Below are 23,367 nucleotides of genomic sequence, written 5' to 3'. Positions count from 1 at the left end.
CTCTGCCCTGTCAAATGCTCTGAAGGGTCCATTCGGCGATCTGGCTGAAAACCTGATCCGCCGAACGGTTCAAGGCGGCAACCGCCCGGTCAGGGTCAGTTGTCCCCGCAGAACTTTCGACCCGGAAAACGCGGCTTGCCACGGTCCGGCCATTGCGATCGTTGACCAGTTTGGCCGCGATTTCGACCAGGGCGCGGCTGGATCCCCCCACGCGCAGTTCAAACGCCCTTAGCTCGGTCTGCAGTTGATAATCGATCAGCAGACCGTCACCCGGCATGCCAACTCCGCGAAGACGGTTGGTGTTTTGCAACGTTTCAACGATCTTGGACTGAACGACGCTCGGCAGTGAATCTGCCCATGCCACATTGGGAAAGTAGCTGTAGATCGGACCGGGCTCGGCAACCGCGATATATTCCGTGTCAAGGGCCTTGAGCGCCCGCGGGCGGGTGACAAGCACCTGCGCGCTGCTGCGGCGCCCCGGCGCACCCGGATCGGCCGCCGCTGACAGACCATAGAGCGCCACCGGCCCGGAGCTGCTGCAAGCGCTGAGAAGGAGCGATCCGCCCACCAGCGCGAGAAAGTGCCGCCGGCCGGTATCGCCGGAATGCCGTGTCATTGTTCGTCTGCCCCGTCTCATGAGCCGTTTTCCGGCCGCCCCCAGCGGGACAGCCCGATCGCGTTGTTGTCGTGTCTCACCTGCGTCGCCCGCCGGTATAAGTTGGAACTTCCTCACCGCCGAAAATGACCCGTTGCGGATTGCGGTCGAAACTCTCGACGGCCCGTTGGATTGCAACAAGTGTCCGATTGACCTGGGCCATCGCCGCCGAGAAGTCAGACGCCCCCTGATTGGAGAATTTCGCCAGGCCGTCAGCGATGGTGCCGGCCCGCGATTCGAAGGCCTCCGCCACTTTCCGGATGGCAGCAGCCGCCGCCGTCGCCTCCATGATGAAGCCTTCGCCGTCCGCATCAACCATCGTTCCGACATTGTCGACGATACCCTGAATTCGGACGGACGTCGCATTGAGGTTCGCCGTCAGTTGCTGGGCATCCGTGATGATCTGGTCCACATCGGGTGTGCGTTTGGAGATATCGGCAGTCATGCGCTCCACGTTTTGCGCGGCAGACCGAGCGGACAGAATGATCTCGTCGATGCTCTGGCGCTGACCGGCAAGCCCTCCGGTGACGCTCTCGACCGATCCGACGATGCTGGCCACCTGAGTTGGGTCGATCGCCGAAATCACCGAATTCGCGCTGGCCAGCGTTTCGGTGAATTGCGTGGCGGCCCGTCTCAAATCGGCGACCAATTCAATCGCCTCGTCTTCCTTGTCGCGGACGGTTGCCGTGATTACTTCAATGTTTTGCATCGAGGCGGTCGTTGACGCAATGATCTCGTTGATCTCGCCTTCACGGTTGCGGATGTTGTCCAGCACCGCAGATGCATCGGTCACCGCTTGGCGCACGCGCTCCGGGTCGACCCCGGCAATGATCGCATCCACCTGCCCCAGGGAGGTGTTCAGGTTTTCGGCAAAGGTATTTGTGGAGGCAATGATCCGGGAGACCAGGTCAGGCTGCACGGACGCGACAATTTCCAATCCGCGATCCATGGCCTGATCAGCCTTGACCATCACATCCCGCCCGCGCTCGATCACCTGAGCCAGTGTCTCGCGCTGTCCGGCCAGACTGTCCGAGATTTCGGCGACATTTTCCATAGTCTGGGCAGAAGACGACACGAGGCGGTCCAGTTCACCTGAACGCGCCTTCAGGACATCCCCGAGCGCGCCGGCACCCTCGGCAACCCGGCGCACGTCGTCAGGATTCACCGCGTTGATGATCCGGCGGGCATCTTCAACACCCGCATTGAGGTTCTGGGTAAACCCTTCCAGATTTTGCGCGGCCTGGCGCGCATCGGTCAGCAGCAGTTCGATGTCGCCGCTGGCATCTCCCAAAGTCTCGGAGAACCGGGCGAAGTCGTTCACGATTGACGTTACCTCATCGGCAGGAACCGAAGCCAGCAGGCGCTCGCCCTGCTCGACCAGGGTCTCCATCCGCCCGGATAGGCTTGTGAAGGCGTCAGACGCGGATGCAATGCTGTCCATGAATTGGGACACACCATCAGTGTTCGCGGCCAGCGCCTCGGAAAAGGTTTCGACATTGCCGAGCGTGCGCGCAACCACCGGCCTGTTTTCCTGCAGCAGGGCCTCCAGTTGGGTCAACGTTCCATCGGCCTTCTGCAGCACATCGCGCGTACCGTCGGTCAAGTCGTCGAACAACGACCGCTCTGCGTAAATGACCGGCGTTTCCCCATTCGCGTTCGCCAGGAGAAGCGGCGCATCGAGGCTTCCCCCATTCAAATCGACATAGGCGACACCCGTCAGGCCGGTAAAATTCAAGGTGGCTTTGGTATCCGAACGGAGCGGTGCCGAAGGGCGGACACGAACCGTGGCGATGACCTTGGTCGGATCCGAAGGATCGAAGTCGAGCGAACTCACATCGCCGATCCGGATCCCGTTGAACAGCACCTGCCCACCGACGGGCAAACCGGTGACGGGCGCGGGGAAAACGATCTTCATGAAGACATTTTCGCGGCTTTCCGCAGTCACGGCCAGCCAGTAGACAAACCCGAAAGCGGCCAGGAGCGTGGCCATCACGAAGGCGCCGATCACGATGTAGTTGGCCCGGGTTTCCATTAAAAATGCCTTCAAGTCCGCCGCAAGGCGCGTTCGCCGCGGAAATAGGATTTGATCCACGGATCGTCGTTGCTCATCATGTCGTCGATTGAGCCGATCGCGAGAACCTTCTTTTGCCCGAGGACCGCGATACGGTCACAGATCGAATGCAGACTGTCCAGATCATGGGTGACCATATAGACGGTAAGACCCAAGGTGCGGCTCAAACTCTCGGTGAGCATGTCGAATGCCGCAGCCCCAATCGGATCCAACCCGGATGTCGGCTCATCCAGAAACACCAAATCCGGATCGAGCGCAAGGGCCCGGGCCAAGCTGGCCCGTTTGATCATACCGCCTGATAATTCAGAGGGATACTTGTGCCCCGCGTCCTGCGGAAGACCGACCAGCTCGAGCTTGAGAGAGGCGAGTTCATCCATCAATTTTTGCGACAGCTTCAAATGTTCCCGCATCGGAAGCTGAATGTTTTGCCTGACGGTGAGCGATGAGAACAGGGCGCCCTGCTGAAACAGCACCCCCCATCGGCGTTCGATCGACTGCCGTTGCGCGGCGGTCGCGGTTTCAAGATCGTAGCCGAACACGTTGATACGGCCCGCCCGCCGCGGAACCAGACCCAGAATTGCCCGCATCAGCACCGATTTACCCGTCCCGGAACCCCCAACGAAGCCAAGGATTTCACCCTGCCGGATGTCCAGGTCGAGGTCTTTCAGGATGATTTTCGAACCGAAACCGACCGTAATCCCCCTGGCGGACAAGATGATGTCACCCGGCTCCGCCTCCTCGGGAGGCCCTGCAGGCGGATCTGTAATTTCGGCAGCATGCATGGGCGGGATCAGATTCCGATTGCGGCGAAAAAGATAGCGAACAAGCCATCGACAACGATAACGAGAAAAATGGCTTTCACAACCGACATCGTCGTGTGATGGCCGAGGGATTCGGCCGACCCGCCCACCTTGAGCCCCTCGACACAAGCGATAACGCCGATGATCAGCGCCATGAACGGCGCCTTCACGATACCCACCAAAAGGGTTTCCAGCGTGATGGCCGCCTGCAGCTGATTGAGATAGGCCGCGGGGGGAATGTCGAGATAGGCCCATGTTGTCAGGCCCGCCCCGAACAGCGCCGAAAGGTTGGCGATAAAGGTCAGGATCGGCAGCGCGATCATCAATGCCACAATCCTCGGGAGCACCAGAACCTCGGTGACATTGAGACCGATCACCTGAAGCGCGTCCACCTCCTCCTGCATCCGCATGGCCCCAAGTTCCGCGGTAAAGGCCGACCCCGATCGTCCCGCCACCATGATCGCGGTCAGGATCACCCCGATTTCACGCAAAACAAGGATGCCGGCGAGATCCACCACGAAGATATCCGCCCCGAACTGGCGCAGATAGAACCCGCCCTGCTGGGAAATGATCGCGCCGATCAGAAAGCTCATCAAGGCCACGATCGGCACGGCTCCGATGCAGGTCTTGTCGAATTGGACCGCGATGGCGATGCCGCGCAACCTTTTGGGATGGAGCAAAACGGTCGAAAGAACGGCTCCAAGCGAGCCGAGGATATGCAGCATGCGAAGGGAGTCTTTGCCGACCTCGACAACCTGCCGTCCGGTGAGCTCCAGAAACCCCAGGATCGAAAACGAGGTCGTTTCCGGCCGCCACCGTGGCGGGTGATGCTGTTCGATCTGGCTGAAAAGGCTTTCCCGCTCGGCATCGGCGCCGACGATGTCTACCCTTTGCCCTTCAAATTCAAGCGCGGCACGCAACCGGTGGACAAGCCAGGCACCGCTGGTGTCGAGCATGCCGATGTCGTCGACCTGCACGCTGGTCAATTTCCGGTCCAGCTTGATTGTGTTGACGAGCTTTTCGGCAGCCGCCAAAGTGCTCACCGTCCAATCACCGCTCAAACACAAAATCTGATGGTCGGGCGACCGGGCATCGATCCGGAATGCCGGAGGCGTATTTTTCTCTAGAAAAGCCAAGTCTATGGCCCGCCCTCTTGCCGCTTCAAACCAACCACCCGTATACCTGACTGCGCAGCCGGTCGTCTAGACGCCCACCAGTGTTCTCAAGGACCGGCGCTCTCAGGGACCCGCGTTCTCAAGGAAAGCGTTCAACATGGAAATCGCACACCCCTACCTCTTGTTCCTTGGCGATGTACCCGATTCGCTCGCCGCAAAAACCGCCATCGGCATTGTGGATTGGCGCAAGGATTGGTGTTTGGGCCAAGTGCGCCTCGAGGGGTGCGCGGCAGACACCGGTTTGCCCGACATGGGCATCGCGGAGGGAGCCGCGGCCGGCGCGAGAACGATGATCGTGGGAGCGGTCAATGCCGGCGGGCGCCTGCCGGAGCATTGGATCGAATCGATCGTGGCCGCTCTGAACGCGGGCATGAATGTGGCCAGCGGACTGCATGTGCGCTTGGGCAGCATCCCGGCGATCCGCGAGGCTGCGGAACGCAACGGCCGCGCGCTTCACGACGTGCGTCACAATTCGGAAACCTTCGAGACCGGAAAGGGAACCAAACGCAGCGGAAAGCGGATCCTCACCGTTGGAACCGACTGTTCCGTCGGCAAGAAGTACACGGCCCTTGCGATGGACAAGGCGCTGAACGAGCGGGGTTTCTCCAGTTCGTTCTGCGCGACGGGCCAGACCGGCGTCTTCATTTCGGGCCGCGGCCTTGCACTCGATGCGGTCGTCGCAGACTTCATTGCCGGCGCCGCAGAATGGCTGTCACCGGCCACGGAGGACACGCATTGGCAGGTGATTGAAGGACAAGGCTCACTCTATCACCCGTCATTCGCCGGGGTATCCCTGGGATTGCTGCACGGCTCACAGCCGGATGCCTTCATCGTCTGCCATGAGCCCACACGCACCACGATGCGCGGCGTCCAGACCCCGCTGCCGGGGATACAACAGGTGATCGACCTGACAATACAATGCGGCCAGCTGACCAACCCGGATATCCAGTGTATCGGGGTGAGCGTGAACACGGCCGCGCTCAGCGAAGACGACGCCTGGAAGTATCTGGCCAAGATCGGCGAGGAGTTCGGGCTGCCCGCCACCGATCCGGTGCGGTTCGGCATCGAAGCGATGGTGGACAAGATCGTTGCGGAGTATGGCGCGCCATGAGCCGCCGCCTCGACATCAGTGCGGAAAGCTTCGAAATCGCGGGAGGCTTCGCCATTGCACGCGGCAGCCGGACCCATGCGCATGTCCTCGTCGTCCACCTGAGCGAAGGGGCGGTCACGGGCCGGGGCGAATGCGTCCCCTATGCGCGTTATGGCGAAAGCCTCGACAGTGTGACCGCGCAAATAGAGGAGCTGCGCGGGCAACTGGAAAATGGCCTTTCGCTGGACGCGTTGCAGAGCGCCATGCCGGCGGGTGCCGCGCGCAACGCTGTCGATTGCGCGCTCTGGGACCTGAACGCGAAGCTGGCCGGGCGCGGGGCGGGCCAGATGGCCGGACTTCCCGCGCTCAAACCGCTGACGACCGCGTTCACGATCAGCGTGGGCGATCCGGACACCATGGCGGCAGCCGCCGGAAAGGCGGCCCACCGCCCGTTTTTGAAAGTCAAGCTGGGCGGCGCGGGCGATGACGAACGCATTGCCGCCGTCCGCGAGAAAGCCCCGGAGAGCACGCTGATCGTGGATGCCAACGAAGCGTGGGACGAAACCTGTTTCGAGGTCAACGCCAAGGCCTGCGCTGCCGCCGGTGTCGCCTTGATCGAACAACCCCTGCCCGCGGATCGCGATCACCTATTGGCGGATATCGAACGCCCGGCGGTCATCTGCGCGGATGAAAGCCTTCACACCAGCGCGGACCTCAAAGCCCTTCGCGCCAAGTACGATGCCGTGAATATCAAACTCGACAAGGCGGGCGGTCTGACGGAAGCACTCAAGATGGTGCGCAGCGCAAGGGATCTGGAGTTCAAGGTCATGGTCGGTTGTATGCTGGGCACGTCCCTGGCCATGGCCCCAGCTGTGCTTGCCGCGCAAGGCGCCGATTATGTTGACCTCGACGGCCCGCTGCTTCTGTCCAAGGACCGCGACCCGGGCCTACGCTTTGAGGGAAGCACGCTGTTTCCGCCGGACCCCGCCTTATGGGGTTGACGTGCCGGCGTTCTGCCGCCGCAGCGCGGGCAGCGCCAGCACAAGCCCCAAACCGGCAACCGCACCGGCGGCCGCCATGGCATAGAAAGCCAGCGCCGGATTGAACGCATACAGCCAGCCGCACAACACGATGCCCGCCGCCGTGAGAAGGCCTGAGGACGTGGTCAGCAAGCCTTGGCCCGTGCCGCCCCATTCCGGCGGCACGACACGGCCCAAAAACGCAACCGCCCCCAAATGCGCTGCTCCGAACGACAGGCCATGAAGAAGCTGCAACGCGGCGATCGACCAGAAATCGAGCGCGAAAGGAAACAGGCTCCAGCGGACCACGGCGGCGATAGCGGACATGCCGAGCAGCGCCAGCGGGCCGATGACCGGTGAGAACCGCGCGGCCATGAAAAACAAGAGTATTTCAGCGGCAACACCAATCGACCAGAGAATCCCGATCTCGAAGGTTCCCAGCCCGGCGGCGATCCAGAACAGGGTGCCGAACCCGTAAAACCCGGCATGGGTTGCCTGAAGCAACCCGGCAACCCCAAGGAATACCCAGAACCACGGCCGGCGGAACACCCCGTCAAGCCGGGCCGGCGCGCCATCCGGTTTCTTTCCGCCGACACCCGATGCAGGCAAGGCGATCGCAACCAGGCCCGTTGCCAGGATCGAAAGACCCATAAGGGCAACCAGCCAGGCGGCGGCCCCGGTCTGTGCCAATGCGCCACCGGCCAGGTTGGCCAGCACGAACGCCACTGATCCCCAAAGCCGCATTCGCCCATAATCGGCCCCAAACCGGCGGACCACATCCAGCGCATAGGCATCGCTCAAGGGGACAATCGGAGCCCAGAACGCCATCAGGCCGATGGTTGTCACCAACGCCGACCAAAAACCGGACCCAATCCAGAACAGCGCGAGAAACAGGCAACCGCCCAAGGAGTACAACAACATGGCCTTCCGGCGCTGGCCCGCCCGGTCGGACAGGTTGGTCAGAACGGGAGCCGCCGCAATGCGCGCGCCCGTGGCGATACCGAGCACGAGACCAATGCTTTCCGCCGACAGCCCGCCCGCTTCCAGCACCATTGGGAAGAACGGCAGGAAAAGGCCGAAGCCGAAAAAATGACTGGCGAAGAGTGTGCCGACCGCGGCGGACACGGCCGTCTTTTGTGAAAGCATGAAACCGTCCGGTCTGGCGGGCGCCTAGGGAGATGTTAACGTTTCTGGATTTAGCTCAGGATCGAAGCTGTTCGAGTACGGCACAGCACCACCATTATCAAGCTGAGAAGCGTGCGTATGCAGACCGTAGCTATCCAGGAAGAAGCAGAGCCGATCAGCGAAGCCGAGTACACGACGCTCGAGCAGACGCTGATGGAATCCGATAGAGGCCGGAGATTTCTGGCCGAGTTCGTGAAAAGGAACAAGACTCCTGAATCGCTGGAGATCCTGGGCGCCATCCAACGCCTTGAAAAGGTTGTGACCCGCCAGCGCAAGGTTCCCGATCTGGACCGGATCCGTCTCGATATTGCAGATATGCACGAGGCGATCGAACGCACCAAGAACGAAATCGCCAACATCAAGGCCGAGGACCAGACAACCAACCGGTTCATCGACGCCTCCCATGAACTGGATGCCATCGTTTCGCAGACCGAAGGCGCGACCCAAGTCATTCTCGAATCGGCGGAGAAGATCCAGGAACAGGCCTGGACCCTGCGCGAAGCCGGGGCAAGCGACGAGATCTGCAACAATATCGACGAAATGGCCACGGAAATCTTCATGGCCTGCTCCTTCCAGGACCTCACCGGTCAACGCACCAACAAGGTGGTGCAGGTTCTTCGCTATCTGGAGAGCCGGATCAACCTGATGATCAACATCTGGGGCATCGATGACGACGACATCACCCAGAAAGAATTCGACGGGCCGAAGGATGAGCGTCCGGATGCCCATCTGCTGAACGGCCCGCAAATGGAGGGCAAAGGCGTCAGCCAGACCAATGTCGACGAACTGATGTCGGTGGACGATGCGGTCTTTTCCGCGGCTCTGGCCGAAACATCGGGAGAAGCACTGGCGCCGGCAGCGACCGCGGATGACTTCGAGCCGAATAGCTTCGAAGCGGACACGGCCTTCGCACCGCAAGAACCGATGGATGCCTCCGCGATCGATGAAATGTTCTCTTCCACCGGATCGGAAGAGGATATGGCCGGTGAAGATAACAGCTTGGCCGAATTCGAGGCCAGCCATACGCCGGACGAAATGCTGGACAAGGACGAGATCGACAAGTTGTTCGACAATGACCCCGTCCAGACCATCGATGCGGAAGACGCTGACGCTGGACCTATCGAGGAAACAGCCGAAGCCGAAGCCGACGCCGATTGGGAGCATGCCGAAGCCGAGGCCGCATCCGAAGACAACGATCCGCTGGCAGATTTGTCCGAGGCCGAACGTCAGGCGCTGTTCAACTAATCCCCCCGCTTCCGACCTTCGGAGACACGAAAGCCGGCACGCGCCGGCTTTTTTCATGGACCCGTTCTGTCAAACGCCGGCGTACCCGGTCAAGTTAGAGAAATCCCCGGCCACGTCGAACCGGTCCGCTCCAACCTGAGCGGGAAAAATTGCTCACACTGTTCAAGTGTTGGACCGTCTGGTCCTGGTTCGGCGGATTGCGAAGCGATGCAATCTTGTGAGGAGAGGCTCAGGCAGCGTTGATCTTTTCGTTCGCCTGAACCTCCTGGAAGAAGGACCGGCTTTCCTCGCCGAGACGGCCTGCCTGGGCGCGCAGGACCGCCGACAGGTCGCCGATGCGCCCGGCGGTCGCCTCCGCTTCCGCCAACACGGCCCTGACGGCCTCGATGTCCTGAGCGAACGCCCGTGTGCCACGGGCGGCGATCTGGACGTTCTCGGAAATCTCAGCCGTGGCGGCCGTTTGTTGTTCAACGGCCGACGCGATGCTGGTCGCGATCTCGGAGACGCGGGAAATGGTCGTCGTTATGCCCTCGATCTCGGCCACGGATTGACGGGTCGCGCTTTGAATTCCGGCAATCTTCTGCGTGATTTCCTCGGTCGCCTTGGTTGTCTGGCCGGCAAGTTCCTTCACTTCCGAGGCAACGACGGCGAAGCCCCTGCCCATCTCTCCGGCCCGCGCCGCCTCGATCGTGGCATTGAGCGCCAGGAGATTGGTCTGCTCCGCAATTTCGGAGATAAGTTCGATCACCGAGCCGACCTGCTCGGCGACATGCGCGAGCGCCTGCACCGACTGGTGGGTGGCCTGGGCACCCGCGACAGCTTCTTGAGCGATCTCGCTCGACAAGGTCGCCTGACGGCCGATTTCCTCGATCGAGCCGGTCATTTGCTCCGTGGCCGCCGCGCTCGATTGCATGCTCTGATCGGTATTGACCGATGCTTCGTCCATCCGCGAAACACGTTCGGAGATCTCGGCGGAAACGGCCGACAGTTTCCCGGAACTTGTTTGCAGGTCGCCCGAGGCTCCCGTCAACTCGTGCACGGTTGTGTCCATGCACTGATCGAATTCCGCGATGGCGCTGCGGATCTGCTCCTCGCGGTCCTCCACCATCCTCAAAGTTTCGTCGTGATAGGTCGAAATCGCCATATCCATATCAAGCATGACCAGTTTGTTGACCACCTCGCGCGCGCGGGCCGCTTTGCCCGGCGCAAACCGGTAGGCCTTGGCAATCACTCGCGCCAGGGCGTTCAAGGTGAAGGAATACCCGCCAATATACCAAGACGGGGCCAGACCAATCCGGACATGAGCCAAACCGACGCGCCGGGCATTGCTGAAATAGGTCTCCGTCGGCCCCTCTCGAAACAACGCTTCCCAATGGTGCGTTTGAGCTTTGATGAGGCGTGGCACCTGACCGTCCACCATGTCCGCAAGATGCGGAACCGACTCCACATGGGCGTAAAATCCTTTAAGCACCTCGGGCAGATTTTTCTCGATCAACGGCCAAACCGCCCGGGCCATCTCAAGATCAGCTTTCTCAATCCGATAAAACCGCCGACGTGTTTCGTTATCGATCCGTGCCATTTTTTCCTCACGTCTTTAGAGCCAATCCGGCCCGGTCGTTCTTTTTGCGTTTAAACGCTTGAGAAAAATCACAATAGAGAAAATCTTTTCAAAGATATTCAGAGTCAGACAGCATCGGCGAAACAATACCGAAGAATATGCGACAGGAATGCGTTGCTGCATCGCAAAAAAATAATCTCACTCCGCCTCAACCCTGTTAGATCGACTCAGAATAGACTGAAGAAGTTATTGAAACGAAAACAAAGCCTCACGGGATAAGCGAAAGGTTGCATAACGAATATCAGCAATCATTGTTGAAAACTCAGCCACCTTGGGCACGGCGCCGGCCCCTCACAGGGCGAGGGCACGGATCATCATCTGCGGGTCGATATTCCCGCCGGTGAGCACGACACAGACCACTTTGCCTGCAGCGCTGAGCTTGCCACTCAAAATTGCCGCGAGCGCAACGGCACCGCCCGGCTCGACAACGAGTTTCAGTTCCCGGAAGGCAAAGGCAACGGCGGCAAGCGCCTCTTCATCGCTCACCACCAGACCGGGTCCCGCCCGGTCCTTGAGAACCGAAAACCCGAGTTCACCCGGTGTATTGCTCAACAGCGCATCGCAAACAGACCCGCCATGCGCGGTGTTCACTTCCCGACTGCCTGAAAGCAGGGACCGGCGGTAGTCGTCGAAACCTTCCGGTTCGACGGTATGGAAGACCGCGTCCGGCAGGTCGGACGCCAGCGCCAGCGCGATCCCGCTCGACAAACCGCCGCCGCCGGTGCACGCGAGCACCAGTTCAGGGCTCAGGCCCATTTGGGCGGCCTGTTGGGCAATCTCCACTCCCACGGTCCCCTGCCCGGCAATGACGTGCGGATCATTGAAGGGGTGCACAAAGGCAGCGCCGGTCTCCTGCTGGATCCTGAAGGCAATTTCTTCCCGGTCCTCACTGGCGCGATCATAGGTCACGACCTTGCCGCCCATGGACCGTGTCCGCTCCAGCTTGATCTGCGGCGCGTCCGCCGGCATGACGATGGTCGCGGGCATGCCAAGGACGCGGGCACTTTCCGCGACCCCTTGTGCATGATTGCCCGATGAACATGCGACAACACCATATCCGCGCCGGTCTTGCGGTATCTCGGAAAGCGCATTGAACGCACCGCGGAACTTGAATGAACCGGTTCGCTGAAGGTTCTCGGCCTTGACCAGAACCGTACCCCCGACGGCCTCATCGAGGACCGGAAATCTCAAAAGGGGTGTGGCAACCGCGTGCCCCAGAAGGCGGCGTTGGGCACGGTCGATATCCGCGCGCGCGGGCAGACGGCAAGCTTCAGGGGCGGAAACAGTCATGATAAGTCTCGATCGGAAGGTAAGCACCCCAGCCGGGACGGGGATGGCGGTCAAACAATAGCCCTGCGGACCGGGAGTGGGAACCCGCCGTGTCAGGGGGGCGCGACTTGTGCGCTGGAAAAGATTTGAACCGGTGCCGTCAGGCCGCCGCGGATTTCCGGCGGGCGTAGAACGCATCGTGGGCCGCCTCGACATTGTCGAGGAACTGCCGGGCGCTTGCCGCCCAGGTGAAATCCAAGGCAACTTTGCGGCAGTGATCCCGAGGCACATCAAGGGCTCCGATCGCCGCTTCTCGCAGATCCTCGGAAAGGACACCCGCGCCGGTATCGGCGATCACGTCGATCGGACCCATCACCGGATACGCGGCCACCGGTACACCACAGGCAAGGGCTTCCAGCATGACGTTGCCAAACGTATCGGTCAGGGAGGGGAAAACGAAGACATCGGCCGACGCATAATGCCGGGCCAGATCCTCTCCGACCTTGGGTCCCGTGAACAGGACGTCCGGGTGCTTGCGCTTGAGACTGTCGAGTTGCGGCCCGCTGCCGACAACCACCTTGGAACCGGGCAAATCCAGATCGAGAAACGCCTCGATGTTCTTTTCCACCGCCACCCGCCCGACATTCATGAACACCGGTCGGGGCAGATCGGCCGGGAGCACCGTTCCCTCGTAGGGCTGGAAGAGCTTTTCATCGACCCCACGGGACCAGCGCATGAGATTGGTGAACCCCCGGTCCCGCAAATCCGTTTCCAGCGAACGTGTCGCCACCATGCATCCGTCACCGGAATTGTGGAAGCGACGCAACCACCCGTAGGACCACGCCAAAGGAACCGGTAAACGAGCCGAAAGATACTCGGGAAACCGGGTGTGGTAGCTGGTGGTGAACGGAAACCCATCCTTGCGGGCCACGCGGGCGGCCATGATGCCCAACGGCCCTTCTGTCGCGATATGCAGATGGTCGCACCCGAGGTCGCGGATCATCTTGCGGACCCTGCCCGTGACCGTGAGCGACAATCGGATTTCAGGGTAGGTGGGACAGGGCAATGTGCGAAAGGCTTGCGGCGTGAGGAACTTCACGATAACGCCCGCGGCCTCGAGTTCTTCGGCCGTCCGCTCGAGCGACCGCACGACGCCATTGATTTGCGGATGCCACGCATCCGAAACGATCAGAACCGAGGTCATGCGGCAACCGGACGGCGGCCCGACGGCTCCTGCACGATCCCCGTTTGCACCGGCTTCGCCCATTGGATAACCTCGAACGTCCCGTCGTGATGCTCGGCCACGGCGGTACAGCTTTCCACCCAGTCTCCGGTATTGATGTAATGAATGCCGTTCATGTCCCGGCTCGCGGCATGGTGGATGTGGCCACAAATCACGCCATCGACCCCTTGGCGCCGGGCCTCGTCCGACAAGGCATCCTCGAACCGTCCAATGAAGCTCACCGCGTTCTTGACCTTGAGCTTGGCCCAGGCGGATAGGGACCAATAGGTGAGCCCAAGGCGGCGGCGCACCGCGTTTACCCAAGTATTCACCCCGAGCGCGAAAACGTAGGCCTTGTCCCCGAAAAAGGCCAGCCATTTGGCATGGCGAATGACTACATCGAACTGGTCGCCGTGAATGACGAGATATTGCCGGCCGTCCGCGCTTTCGTGAACGATACTGTCGGCCACCTCGACGCCGCCAAAATGGGTGCCGAGAAAGTCACGCAAAAACTCGTCGTGATTGCCGGGAATATAGACGATCCGCGCGCCCTTGCGCCCCTTGCGCAGGATCTTCTGAACCACGTCGTTGTGAGCCTGAGGCCAGTACCAGGACCGTTTCAGGCGCCACCCGTCAACGATATCGCCAACGAGATAAACCGTTTCGGCATCGTGATCGCGCAAGAAATCGAGCAATAGTTCGGCCTGGCATCCACGGGTCCCCAAGTGGATGTCCGATAAGAACAAAGACCTGAAATGCCGCGACGTTTCGGCAACGGACATGCTAGCGCTCCTGCTTGGACGTACGCCGCGTTAGACCCGATTCAAGTTTCATTATTATGACAGCTTAGGAACCGGGATGCCGCGGAACCGCTGGGATCGAGGCACCGAAGACCGGGCGAATCTTACGGCAACCGAAGACGGCCTGACCGGCCGGGCTCACAGCAAAGCCGATAAACACCAACCAATGGCTTGCACTTGGGCCGCGAACACAGGAATGTCCTGTCCAAGTCAGTACCGAAAAACAGGAGCAAAAACATGGAACTGGGACTCTCGGGCAAATGGGCCATCGTATGCGCCTCCAGCCGGGGACTTGGCCGCGGCTGCGCGAGCGCGCTGGCGGAAGCGGGATGCAATCTGGTCATCAATGGCCGGGACGCCGCGCAATTGACCCGTACGGCCGAGGAACTCCAGAACCGCTTTCCGGTGACGGTCGTTCCGGTCGCAGCCGATGTTTCCACACCGGAGGGACAAAAGGCCCTGCTCGGCGCCTGCCCGGCGCCGGACATCCTCGTAAACAACAATGGCGGACCGCCGCGCAAGGACTACACCGAGCTGGACCGGAACGCCATGATCGATGGGGTCATCCAAAACATGATCACGCCGGTCGAATTGATCCAGGCCGTGGTTCCCGGCATGCAGGACCGGGGCTTCGGGCGGATCGTGAACATCACATCATTGTCCGTGCGGATGCCAATTTCGGGGCTGGATCTGTCGAGCGGCGCCCGGGCGGGCCTTACGGCGTTTCTGGCCGGCGTGTGCCGTGACGTTGCAGGATCCGGCGTCACCATCAACAATCTGCTGCCGGGCAAAATGGACACGGACCGGCTGGCGGGCGGATTTGAGCGTGAAGCGGCGCAAACCGGAAAAAGCCTCGCGGAGGTCCGCAAGACTTCCGCTGCCCTGATCCCCGCCCAGCGGTTCGGGACGGCGGAAGAATTCGGCCAGACCTGCGCGTTCCTCTGCTCCCGGCACGCGGGCTATATCACCGGCCAGAACATCTTGATGGATGGCGGGTTATTCCCCTCCGCATTCTAAAGCCAGTCCCCGTCAGGTCGAAGCGCACCGTTCCAATCTGACCGGTAGAAACTGCTTGCTCTATATTAAGGTGTCGGAAAATGCTCTGACGCACCAAAAACGGCCCGCCGAAAGGCGGGCCGCGGGCTGCCGATCACTGAACAGCGATGATCCAACCGGATCAGAAGCTCATCCGCATGGAGGCGGAAAAGATGTCGACCGAAGAGTCCACGTCGGCCACAAGGCTGCCCTTCGTTGCAGAATAGTCCTGGTGCCCGGGGCCCACGTTCAGGTTCGTATCGGTCCCGAAGATGTGGGTGTAGCCAAGATCGAACGACATATGCTTGTTGAACTTGTATGAAGCACCCAGACTGGCCCAGATCCGGTCATTGTCCGGCAAGCGGGCAGACCTGATGGTCTCGTTGATCGGCGACCATTCGTAGGCACCGCCGGCCCGCAAGGTCAATTTATCGTTCCAGTCATACTCAGCGCCCAGCGCCAGGAAGTAGCCGTCATCATAGTTGAACGGAAGCTCGGAGATCTGACCCACAGTGTCTTCGTCGATCTTCGGGGTTTTCAACCGGCTCCAATTCGCCCATTCGAATGTCGCCAGGAGCCGGACATCTTCGGTGATATCCTGCTTGGCGGAAACGGTGATCATATCCGGTGTGACAAGCGAGGTTGTAATGCCGTAGCTGCCCGGCGCCAGACGGCCTGGAACGCCGGCCGGCAGGAAGGCATTGCCATCCAGGTCAACGCCAACCGCGGAGCGGTAGCCGACACCCAGTTCGGTTCCCTTGAACGGCTTCAACGTCAGACCGGCTGTCACGCCATAGCCCAGTCCGTCACCTTGCAAGGTGGTCGACGCGTTGAAAACCCCCGGCGCTGCCGCCGAATTTGTCAGGCGCACCGACACATATTGGAACTGCAGCCCGGCCGCGACCGAGATCATGTCATTGAACTGATAGGCAACAACAGGGTTCACATTGATCGAGAACACTTTTGAGGAGCGATTGTAGCCGGCCCCCGCCCAGTTCGGGTTTTCCACCTTCGTGGACAAGCCGAAAGGTGCGTTCACACCCAGACCGAAAACGACATCGTCGTTGACGCGATAGGTCGTATAGGTCGCTCCAACCCATGCATCCGATCCGATATCCCCGGTCGAAACGGGCAGAGTGGTTCCAAGCACCGTATTGGTGCCGTTCAACTCCGCCTGCGGCAGGATAAACGAATTATGCGCTTCGAACGTGAAGCCCTCCCCCACTCCGGTGATCGCAGCCGGGTTCCAGAACATGGATGAAACTGATGGACCCGACGTGGCATTTCCGGCGAAAGACGTCCCTTGGTAGTAGGAACTTTGTTCACGCAGCGCGAAGCCCCCGGCAAACGCCGACCCCGCCGCGAGCGAAAGCGCGACGGCTGAGCTGGTGAAGAGAAGCGCTTTTTTTCGTACTGCCCATACCATTTTTTTCTCCCCCTAGACCGACCTTCCCTTAGGAAAGCGCGATGATTTGTGTCCGTTTGTATTCGTCTGTGAGGGCAGTCTTTTTCCAAGTGTTTCGGAAGATCAACGGGCAAAGGAACCACGGCGCGGAACGTAGAAACCCTGCGGCACTGCAATATGAACCTGAAAAAATCATCGGCCGGGGTGCGGAGGAGCAGGATTACGTAAGGGTTACCCCTCAAATTGAGATCTTTGAGTCACTGCGCTGACACAAGATATGAATATTGCCTTTTTTTTAGGCAATTTTGATCTGCCGAAGGTTGCAGAGATATTTAGCCGGACCGTTGCGAAAATGCCACGCGACAAGGGCGTTGCAGCCTCTTCAAGCTCCCCGGGCACAGCTCTCCTCGACTCGAATGCAATCTATACGAGTATTTTTTTCTTGGTTCGATTGGCAAGATGAATCGGGCCATTGCCCATGGGTCACCAAGATGGCGGGGGCCCACGGAGGCTTGGACAGGGGACCGGCCGGCACACGGCCGGCCGACACGCTACCAGTGTTGACTTTTCCCGCCGTCTATCCGCTGCGCGCGGCCAGATAGCGGCGCAGCGCGATGTTGCTCCAGGGCGACAGGCGGGCTTCCGCCTCCCGATAGCTTTCCAGGATACGCGCGCTCAAGGCATCCTTTGCAGCAAATTCGCTCAGAACCTCCTGCGCGGTATTTTGCAAGGTGGACAGCACCTCATCAGGATAGAAGCGGATGACAACACCGTCCTCCTCCTGCAGGGCCTTCAGGCTGGTCGCGTTCTCCCATTCGCTTTCGGACAGCGCCCTTGCGTTCTCCGCACGGCAGGCCTCCATCAGGATCGCGCGCAGGTCGTCCGGCAGCGCGTCAAGGGCCGGACGGTGGAACAAGGCTTCGCCGGTTCCGTTGGGCTCATGGAATCCGGGCGCGTAATAGGTCTTGGTGACTTTCTGGAAGCCCATGGCACGGTCCGACCACGGCCCCAGGAACTCCGCCGCATCGATCAAACCTGTCTGCAAGGATTGATAGATCTCCGAGGGCGGCAGGCTGACCGGGGTCGCCCCCAGCCGGCGCATCACCTCTCCGCCGAGCCCCGGCATTCGGATGGTCAGCCCCTTGAGATCCTGCAGACTGTCAATCTGGCGTTTGAACCATCCCCCCATCTGCACCCCGGTGTTCCCGGCCATGACGGCTTTGATGTTGAACGGCGCATAGAGATCATCCCACAACGCCTGCCCCCCGCCATGCTCAATCCAGGTGATATGTTCTTGCGGAACCAGACCAAAGGGCACGGCGGTGAAGAACACGGATGCCGGCGCCTTGCCTTGCCAGAAAAAGGAAGCCGTATGTCCCATCTGAGCCGTCCCGGACGAAACGGCGTCGAACACACCGAGCGCGGGAATGAGCTCGCCGGAAGCGTATAGCTTGATCGTGAAACGGCCAGCGGACATGCGCGCGACGCGATCACAAATGCGTTGAGCCGTGACCCCTGGCCCGGGCAGGTTTTTCGGCCAGGAGGTCACAAGCCTCCATTGGACATTCCCCTCGTTCGCCCGGACCAGGCCGGGAGCGGCAAGGCTTGCCCCGGCCGCGCCGCCCAGGGCGAGCGCTTGCCTGCGGGACAAAGGGGCTGTTTTGCGGTCTGCTCGGGTATCCGTCATGATCCGTCTCTCCAAAGCGCGTGGAAGTGGTGCACGGGTCCATGGCCTGCCCCGATACGCAATGTGTCGGCGGCGCGGATCGCGCGCGTGATATAGTCCTTGGCCGCGTCGACCGCCTCCGCCAGCGCTTGTCCCTTGGCAAGCTCGGCGGCCATCGCGGAGGACAGGCTGCAGCCCGTCCCATGGGTGTTTTGTGTGGCATGGCGCGGCGCGCTCAGCCATGTCGCGCCGGCCCCGGTCAAGAACAGGTCGGTGCTGTGGGTCCCTACACCATGTCCGCCTTTCAGCAGCACGGCCTGAGCGCCGAGGTCCATCAGTCTGCGGGCCTGCTGTTCCATCTCGCCTTCTGTCGTGGCCATATCTGTTCTCAGGATATGCGCTGCCTCATGCAGGTTCGGCGTGATGACCGTTGCAAGCGGCAGCAGCTTTTCGACAAGATCGGCAACCGCAGCTTCCGCCAGAAGGGGATCGCCCGACGCCGCCACCATCACGGGATCGAGAACGACCGGTCCGGTCCGATACCGCTTCAGCCCGTCGGCGACCGCGTCAATGGTTTCGGGCACGGACAACATGCCAATCTTGGTCGCATCGACGGACAGATCGCCATAGACCGCCGCCATCTGCGCGGCGACGAAATCGGCAGGCGGGTTGTGGATCGCGCTGACACCGAGGGTGTTTTGGGCGGTCAGCGCGGTGATCACACTGGCACCGTAGACACCGAGGGCGGAAAAGGTCTTGAGATCCGCCTGGATTCCGGCCCCGCCCCCCGAATCCGATCCGGCGATGGTTACAGCAATAGCGGTCATGCAATCTCCTTCATTCTGTGGGGTCGAGGGTCGCGGCCAGACGGTCTTGAATATCGGTTCGCTGCAGCCTGTAGAGCGCATCCAGAAGCTCAGGCACCAGGCTGCCCGGACCCCGGGCGCGTGCCGCCGCAATTTCACCGGCGACGTTGAACACGCTCAGTCCGGCGCAGACCGAGGCGAACGGATCGTCCGAACAACTGAGAAAGGCGGCCAGCACGGCCCCGCCAGCGCAGCCGGTCGCGGTCGTCCGGCCCATCAGCGGATGACCATTGGCAAGTGAGGCGGCCCTGCCGGTGCTGTCCTGGACCCGGTCCACGGATCCGGTGACAGCAAGGACCGGAGAAAATCCGATGTTAGCGGCCTGTGTGGACCCGGTCCCGCCCAAGGCGTCAAGTTCCGCGGCATTGACGCGAATAGCGCTCCAGCTTTCGTGCAAAAGCTTTCGGGCATAGGCCGCGCGCCGCGGCGAGCGGTCGATGAAAACGGGGTCCAGCACGCAAGGCCGTCCGGCGGCCGATGCCGCATGAACGGCCCGCGGTATCGCTTGCCTGCGGTCCTCATCCAGCGTGCCGAGGTTGATCAGAAGCGCGTCCGCACTCTCAGCAAAGGCAGCGACTTCGGCCGGGGCGATCGTCATGGACGGGACGGCGCCAAGAGCCAGAAGCACATTTGCCGTGAGTGTCTGGGCGACCGTATTGGTGATGACATGAACACGCGGGACAGTGCGCCGGACGCGCTCCAGCGCATCGAAAATCACATCGGCGTCGATTGCCGGTTCCATTTAAAGTCCGTTCCTTGCATCGCCGGACCCTTGGATTGAAGTGAGATTCGCCGCGCCTGCACGGCCGGGGCTCGGTGGCCAGATCTCAATCCCTCCGCCGGTCCGAACCGGATCAGGTTCAAGGAGTTGGCTCTTGCCTCTCAGCCCGGTCGCTTGCCGCCGGGCACCCCCATGAGATGGCACACAGGTAACAATGCTAACCGGTCAATGCAAGCGGGGGAGCTGCCCGGACCGATCGCCACGATGCGGAATTGACTGCAAGGCCAGGATCCGTCATGTCCATGGCATCCGCCAATCGCAACGCAGGACATGCCGCATGATCCCCTTTTTCGTGATGATCAAATGCAAGCTCGGCGAAACCTACCGGGTCGCCAATGCCATTGCCGATGCGGAGATCGCATCGGAAATCTATTCGACAAGCGGCGACATGGACCTTCTGGTGAAATTTTATGTCGAAAATGATTCCGACATCGGCCATTTCGTGAATGAAAAGGTTCACCCGATCCCGGGCATTCAGGACACACGCACAATCATCACCTTCAAGGCATTTTGACCCGTTAACCGGTTCCGCTCAGGACTTCGAGGGCGTCGAGGCACGGCGGACCTTGGTCCGGTCGAGACCAAGCCGGTGTTCGCGGTAGATGACGAACACACCGGCCGCAATCACGATGACAGAGCCGATCAAGACGGCCGGCTCCGGCACTTCGGTGAACAGGAACCACCCAACGGCGATGGCCCAGATCATGTTCACGTAGTCGAACGGGGCAATCGTGGAGGCATCAGCGAACCGGTAGCTTTGGGTCAGCAGGATTTGCCCCACCCCTCCGGACAAACCGATCAGGACAAGAAGCATCGCGGTATGCGCATCGGGCAGGACCCACGCCTGGCCCGGCATCAGCCATCCAAGCGGCAGCGTCAAAAGCGACAGGACCGAGGCGCAACCGGAAAACCAGATCACGATCGTCGAGGTGCGCTCTGTCTCACACAGCTTGCGCACGAAGATCATCGCCAGCGCGGCAAAGGCAGCTCCCAAGGTTCCGGAAATGGCGCCGATCGTCGATGTCTGGTCAAAAGCCTCGTCGCCCAGATGCGGCGACAAGATCACGAGGATCCCGGCGAAACCGACCAGCACCGCGCTCCAACGGTAGATCCGCACCGGTTCACCCAACAGGAAGTAGGCGAACACGACCACCATGAGCGGCGAGGCAAAACCGATGGCCGTCGCATCGGGCAACGGCAAAAGGTCGAATGAGGTGAACGAGAAGATCATCGCGGTCAAACCGACAATTGCCCGCCACAGATGGCCCATCTTATTGACGGGTTTGAAAGCCAGAACAAGCTCCCGCCGGAAAGCCACCATTGCCAGCACCGGAAACAGGCCGAAGAAATTGCGCGCGAACACGATCTGACCGATTGGAACGGTCTCGGCGGCAATCTTCAAAAGGGTGATCATGGCGAAAAACGCCAAGGTGGACAGAACTTTGAGAAGAATTCCCAAAAGCGGCGCTGGCCGCGTCATCCCCGTGGGCGCGGGTGCGCCTTGCGGACGAAAGAGGTCGGCGCGTGGCGCCATGAATTGTCCTTTGTGCGATTGTGCTGCCGCGTCTGGGTGACTGCCTGGCGGCTAGACCCGCCTTGAAACCGGCATCCACACATGGGTAACGAATGGCAACCGAGCTGGAAACCCTTCGACTATGCGCCTTGTTTGAAACGGCGGCAATGGGCGAACAGATGCGCAACACGCAAGCCAGCCATGCAATTTCGCATAAGTGTCCGCATGAAAAAGGGCGCCGGAGCGCCTCATAGGAACGGCGGCCGGGAGGTACCGGCCGCCATATCACCCCAAAGTCCGGCCCCTGCGGAGTTCACCGGGCCGGTCTTGGGATCACTCTTCGATCCGGACCGGCACGAAGCGCAGCTCGCCAGCCTGGTTCGACAGGAGGAGCAGTGCGGAAGCACGCCCCGCCTCTTCCAGCTTTTGCACTTCCGACATCACATCTTCGGGCGTCGTGACGGGCTCCTGAGCCACTTCCTTGATCACATCGCCGGCTTGAATGCGCTTTTCCTCCGCCGATGTACCGGGCAGCACCTCCTTGACCAGAACGCCGGACACGCTCTCGTCAATGCCGAATTCTTCGCGCAGGGCATCGTCCAGTTCCACCAGCATCATGCCGAGGATCTCACTGGCTTGAGCTGGTTCCGGAGCGTCGTCCAGGCTCTCGGCGTTGCCGCCATCTTCGACGGACGCTTCTTCCAGCCGGCCAAGTGTGACGCCGAGGACCACACGCTCGCCCTTGCGCAGGACGACCACTTCGACCTCCTTGCCAATGGCTGTCTCGGCCACCATGCGGGGCAGTTCCCGCATGGCCGGCACTTCACGGCCATCGAACTCGACGATCACGTCACCGGGCTCAATCTTGGCCGCAGCCGCCGGACCATCATCCGCGACCCCGGCCACCAGGGCACCGATCGCCTCATCCATACCAAGGCTTTCGGCAATCTCATCGGTCACTTCCTGGATCCGCACACCGAGCCAGCCGCGCCGGGTTTCGCCAAACTCCCGCAACTGGGCGATCACCCGGATGGCCGTCTCGGCCGGAATGGCAAATCCAATGCCGATCGAGCCGCCGGAGGGCGAAATGATCGCCGTGTTGATGCCGATCACATTGCCGGACATGTCAAACAACGGGCCGCCCGAGTTACCCCGATTGATCGAGGCATCGGTCTGGATGAAATTGTCGTATGGCCCGGAATTGATATCCCGGTTGAGCGACGACACAATCCCCACGGTCACAGTGCCGCCAAGGCCGAACGGGTTACCGATGGCCATGACCCAATCGCCGACGCGGATCCCGGCGCTATCCCCGAAATTGACTTCCTGAAGCGGAGACGCTGGCTCCACCTTCAACACGGCGATGTCTGTCTTTTCATCGGTCCCGATGATTTCGGCAACCAGCTTTGTACCGTCGTTGAAGTTGACGGTGACCTCGTCGGCCCCTTCGATCACGTGGTTGTTCGTGATGATGATGCCTTCTTCACCGTCGATGACGAAACCCGAACCGAGCGACTGCACACGGCGGGGCTGGTCATTGTTGTCCGGGTTCTGACGATTGAAAAATTCCTCGAAGAACTCCTGAAAGGGCGATCCCTCCGGAACCTGTGGCATGGGCACCGACCGCCGGCCTTCAACGGTTTGCGCGGTTGAAATGTTCACGACCGCACCGGCGAGGCTTTCGGCGAGGTCCGCAACCGATGCCGGGCCCTGGATTTGAACCTGGGCCTGGGCATGGGGTACAGGCGACACAACAAGGACGCCCCCGAAAACCGCCGTTGCGGCCGTCAAGGCGATTGCCTTGGCGCTGCGCCGGATAAAATCTCGTGCCATATGGCTCACTCCTCCGTCCATTTCGGATCGAACATCTTGGCCGAACCTTATCAGGTCCGCCTCCATTTCAGAATAGAGAGAGGGCGGGAGAAGGCCCGTTCTCCCGCCCTAACAATTGC

At 60.9% G+C, this 23,367-nt stretch carries 20 protein-coding genes and 1 riboswitch; of the genes, 5 read left to right on the top strand and 15 right to left on the bottom strand.

Annotated elements, in window-relative coordinates:
* Window positions 1-10: 10 nt before the first annotated feature.
* The 4 genes from F0184_RS03270 to F0184_RS03255 all read right to left on the bottom strand — a co-directional run bounded on the left by F0184_RS03270 (window position 11) and on the right by F0184_RS03255 (window position 4,662).
* The gene (locus F0184_RS03270) at window positions 11-616 is read right to left on the bottom strand and encodes an ABC-type transport auxiliary lipoprotein family protein (RefSeq protein ID WP_150494392.1); all 606 of its coding nucleotides are present in this window, start codon (window positions 614-616) and stop codon (window positions 11-13) included.
* A 76-nt stretch (window positions 617-692) separates the two neighbouring features.
* A complete protein-coding gene (locus F0184_RS03265; protein ID WP_150494390.1) occupies window positions 693-2,687 on the bottom strand; it encodes an MlaD family protein in 1,995 nt (664 codons plus the stop codon).
* A gap of 11 nt (window positions 2,688-2,698) precedes the next feature.
* The gene (locus tag F0184_RS03260; RefSeq protein ID WP_150494388.1) at window positions 2,699-3,508 is read right to left on the bottom strand and encodes an ABC transporter ATP-binding protein; all 810 of its coding nucleotides are present in this window, start codon (window positions 3,506-3,508) and stop codon (window positions 2,699-2,701) included.
* A gap of 8 nt (window positions 3,509-3,516) precedes the next feature.
* Complete coding sequence (locus tag F0184_RS03255; protein ID WP_188656264.1) at window positions 3,517-4,662, bottom strand: MlaE family ABC transporter permease; 1,146 nt, start codon at window positions 4,660-4,662, stop codon at window positions 3,517-3,519.
* A gap of 136 nt (window positions 4,663-4,798) precedes the next feature.
* Between F0184_RS03255 and dgcN the strand changes: the two genes are divergently transcribed.
* Together dgcN and dgcA are read left to right on the top strand one after the other, a co-directional pair.
* Window positions 4,799-5,812 (top strand): N-acetyltransferase DgcN, encoded by a 1,014-nt coding sequence (gene dgcN / locus F0184_RS03250; protein WP_150494386.1) that lies wholly within the window; start codon window positions 4,799-4,801, stop codon window positions 5,810-5,812.
* Entirely contained in the window at window positions 5,809-6,792 is a 984-nt protein-coding gene (dgcA, locus tag F0184_RS03245; protein WP_150494384.1) for an N-acetyl-D-Glu racemase DgcA, read from the top strand. Before dgcN ends, dgcA begins: the two co-directional genes overlap by 4 nt.
* Here the strand turns inward: dgcA and F0184_RS03240 are convergent.
* Window positions 6,781-7,956: an MFS transporter gene (locus F0184_RS03240; protein WP_150494382.1), complete on the bottom strand. Its 1,176-nt coding sequence runs from the start codon at window positions 7,954-7,956 to the stop codon at window positions 6,781-6,783. The genes dgcA and F0184_RS03240 overlap by 12 nt on opposite strands.
* 117 nt (window positions 7,957-8,073) lie before the next feature.
* On the opposite strand from F0184_RS03240, the gene F0184_RS03235 reads away from it, so the two are divergent.
* The gene (locus tag F0184_RS03235) at window positions 8,074-9,240 is read left to right on the top strand and encodes a protein phosphatase CheZ (RefSeq protein WP_150494380.1); all 1,167 of its coding nucleotides are present in this window, start codon (window positions 8,074-8,076) and stop codon (window positions 9,238-9,240) included.
* Between the two features lie 229 nt (window positions 9,241-9,469).
* Here F0184_RS03235 and F0184_RS03230 read toward each other — a convergent pair whose 3' ends face one another.
* From F0184_RS03230 to F0184_RS03215, 4 genes are all read right to left on the bottom strand, one after another.
* On the bottom strand, window positions 9,470-10,819 hold the full coding sequence (locus tag F0184_RS03230; protein ID WP_150494378.1) for a globin-coupled sensor protein: 1,350 nt from the start codon (window positions 10,817-10,819) through the stop codon (window positions 9,470-9,472).
* A 330-nt stretch (window positions 10,820-11,149) separates the two neighbouring features.
* Window positions 11,150-12,148, bottom strand: coding sequence for a threonine ammonia-lyase (locus tag F0184_RS03225; RefSeq protein ID WP_150494376.1), 999 nt, complete (start codon window positions 12,146-12,148; stop codon window positions 11,150-11,152).
* A 139-nt stretch (window positions 12,149-12,287) separates the two neighbouring features.
* Window positions 12,288-13,331, bottom strand: a complete 1,044-nt coding sequence (locus F0184_RS03220; protein ID WP_150494374.1) for a glycosyltransferase family 4 protein — start codon at window positions 13,329-13,331, stop codon at window positions 12,288-12,290.
* Complete coding sequence (locus F0184_RS03215; protein WP_150494372.1) at window positions 13,328-14,131, bottom strand: UDP-2,3-diacylglucosamine diphosphatase; 804 nt, start codon at window positions 14,129-14,131, stop codon at window positions 13,328-13,330. The genes F0184_RS03220 and F0184_RS03215 overlap by 4 nt, the downstream gene beginning before the upstream one ends.
* A 255-nt stretch (window positions 14,132-14,386) precedes the next feature.
* On the opposite strand from F0184_RS03215, the gene F0184_RS03210 reads away from it, so the two are divergent.
* Window positions 14,387-15,166 carry an SDR family oxidoreductase gene (locus F0184_RS03210; RefSeq protein ID WP_150494370.1) on the top strand — a complete coding sequence of 260 codons (780 nt, stop codon included), beginning with the start codon at window positions 14,387-14,389 and terminating at the stop codon, window positions 15,164-15,166.
* Window positions 15,167-15,326: 160 nt separating this feature from the next.
* On the opposite strand, the gene F0184_RS03205 is transcribed toward F0184_RS03210, so the two are convergent.
* From F0184_RS03205 to thiM, 4 genes are all read right to left on the bottom strand, one after another.
* Window positions 15,327-16,610 carry an OmpP1/FadL family transporter gene (locus tag F0184_RS03205; protein ID WP_150494368.1) on the bottom strand — a complete coding sequence of 428 codons (1,284 nt, stop codon included), beginning with the start codon at window positions 16,608-16,610 and terminating at the stop codon, window positions 15,327-15,329.
* Window positions 16,611-17,166: 556 nt separating this feature from the next.
* Window positions 17,167-18,276, bottom strand: a complete 1,110-nt coding sequence (locus F0184_RS03200; RefSeq protein ID WP_150494365.1) for a TRAP transporter substrate-binding protein — start codon at window positions 18,274-18,276, stop codon at window positions 17,167-17,169.
* Window positions 18,273-19,082, bottom strand: a complete 810-nt coding sequence (gene thiD / locus F0184_RS03195; protein WP_150494363.1) for a bifunctional hydroxymethylpyrimidine kinase/phosphomethylpyrimidine kinase — start codon at window positions 19,080-19,082, stop codon at window positions 18,273-18,275. The genes F0184_RS03200 and thiD overlap by 4 nt, the downstream gene beginning before the upstream one ends.
* Window positions 19,083-19,092: 10 nt before the next feature.
* Window positions 19,093-19,863 (bottom strand): hydroxyethylthiazole kinase, encoded by a 771-nt coding sequence (thiM, locus tag F0184_RS03190; protein ID WP_150494361.1) that lies wholly within the window; start codon window positions 19,861-19,863, stop codon window positions 19,093-19,095.
* 72 nt (window positions 19,864-19,935) lie between these two features.
* Window positions 19,936-20,044: riboswitch (TPP riboswitch) on the bottom strand.
* Between the two features lie 135 nt (window positions 20,045-20,179).
* Here thiM and F0184_RS03185 point away from each other — a divergent pair.
* Window positions 20,180-20,416, top strand: coding sequence for an Lrp/AsnC ligand binding domain-containing protein (locus F0184_RS03185; protein WP_150494359.1), 237 nt, complete (start codon window positions 20,180-20,182; stop codon window positions 20,414-20,416).
* An 18-nt stretch (window positions 20,417-20,434) separates the two neighbouring features.
* Here F0184_RS03185 and F0184_RS03180 read toward each other — a convergent pair whose 3' ends face one another.
* Together F0184_RS03180 and F0184_RS03175 are read right to left on the bottom strand one after the other, a co-directional pair.
* Window positions 20,435-21,436, bottom strand: coding sequence for a DMT family transporter (locus F0184_RS03180; RefSeq protein ID WP_244298957.1), 1,002 nt, complete (start codon window positions 21,434-21,436; stop codon window positions 20,435-20,437).
* Window positions 21,437-21,748: 312 nt separating this feature from the next.
* The gene (locus F0184_RS03175; protein WP_150494357.1) at window positions 21,749-23,248 is read right to left on the bottom strand and encodes a Do family serine endopeptidase; all 1,500 of its coding nucleotides are present in this window, start codon (window positions 23,246-23,248) and stop codon (window positions 21,749-21,751) included.
* Window positions 23,249-23,367 lie beyond the last annotated feature (119 nt).

Origin of the sequence: Roseibium aquae, assembly GCF_008711285.1 — a bacterium.
Lineage (GTDB): Bacteria > Pseudomonadota > Alphaproteobacteria > Rhizobiales > Stappiaceae > Roseibium > Roseibium aquae.
The sequence above is the reverse complement of the archived record's forward strand: the minus strand, read 5'-3'. Positions and strand labels throughout refer to the sequence as shown.

Coding starts and splice junctions, on each gene's coding strand:
- F0184_RS03270 (WP_150494392.1), bottom strand. CDS start 616: ATGACACGGCATTCCGGCGATACCGGCCGGCGGCACTTTCTCGCGCTG.
- F0184_RS03265 (WP_150494390.1), bottom strand. CDS start 2,687: ATGGAAACCCGGGCCAACTACATCGTGATCGGCGCCTTCGTGATGGCC.
- F0184_RS03260 (WP_150494388.1), bottom strand. CDS start 3,508: ATGCATGCTGCCGAAATTACAGATCCGCCTGCAGGGCCTCCCGAGGAG.
- dgcN (WP_150494386.1), top strand. CDS start 4,799: ATGGAAATCGCACACCCCTACCTCTTGTTCCTTGGCGATGTACCCGAT.
- dgcA (WP_150494384.1), top strand. CDS start 5,809: ATGAGCCGCCGCCTCGACATCAGTGCGGAAAGCTTCGAAATCGCGGGA.
- F0184_RS03240 (WP_150494382.1), bottom strand. CDS start 7,956: ATGCTTTCACAAAAGACGGCCGTGTCCGCCGCGGTCGGCACACTCTTC.
- F0184_RS03235 (WP_150494380.1), top strand. CDS start 8,074: ATGCAGACCGTAGCTATCCAGGAAGAAGCAGAGCCGATCAGCGAAGCC.
- F0184_RS03230 (WP_150494378.1), bottom strand. CDS start 10,819: ATGGCACGGATCGATAACGAAACACGTCGGCGGTTTTATCGGATTGAG.
- F0184_RS03225 (WP_150494376.1), bottom strand. CDS start 12,148: ATGACTGTTTCCGCCCCTGAAGCTTGCCGTCTGCCCGCGCGCGCGGAT.
- F0184_RS03220 (WP_150494374.1), bottom strand. CDS start 13,331: ATGACCTCGGTTCTGATCGTTTCGGATGCGTGGCATCCGCAAATCAAT.
- F0184_RS03215 (WP_150494372.1), bottom strand. CDS start 14,131: ATGTCCGTTGCCGAAACGTCGCGGCATTTCAGGTCTTTGTTCTTATCG.
- F0184_RS03210 (WP_150494370.1), top strand. CDS start 14,387: ATGGAACTGGGACTCTCGGGCAAATGGGCCATCGTATGCGCCTCCAGC.
- F0184_RS03205 (WP_150494368.1), bottom strand. CDS start 16,610: ATGGTATGGGCAGTACGAAAAAAAGCGCTTCTCTTCACCAGCTCAGCC.
- F0184_RS03200 (WP_150494365.1), bottom strand. CDS start 18,276: ATGACGGATACCCGAGCAGACCGCAAAACAGCCCCTTTGTCCCGCAGG.
- thiD (WP_150494363.1), bottom strand. CDS start 19,082: ATGACCGCTATTGCTGTAACCATCGCCGGATCGGATTCGGGGGGCGGG.
- thiM (WP_150494361.1), bottom strand. CDS start 19,863: ATGGAACCGGCAATCGACGCCGATGTGATTTTCGATGCGCTGGAGCGC.
- F0184_RS03185 (WP_150494359.1), top strand. CDS start 20,180: ATGATCCCCTTTTTCGTGATGATCAAATGCAAGCTCGGCGAAACCTAC.
- F0184_RS03180 (WP_244298957.1), bottom strand. CDS start 21,436: ATGGCGCCACGCGCCGACCTCTTTCGTCCGCAAGGCGCACCCGCGCCC.
- F0184_RS03175 (WP_150494357.1), bottom strand. CDS start 23,248: ATGGCACGAGATTTTATCCGGCGCAGCGCCAAGGCAATCGCCTTGACG.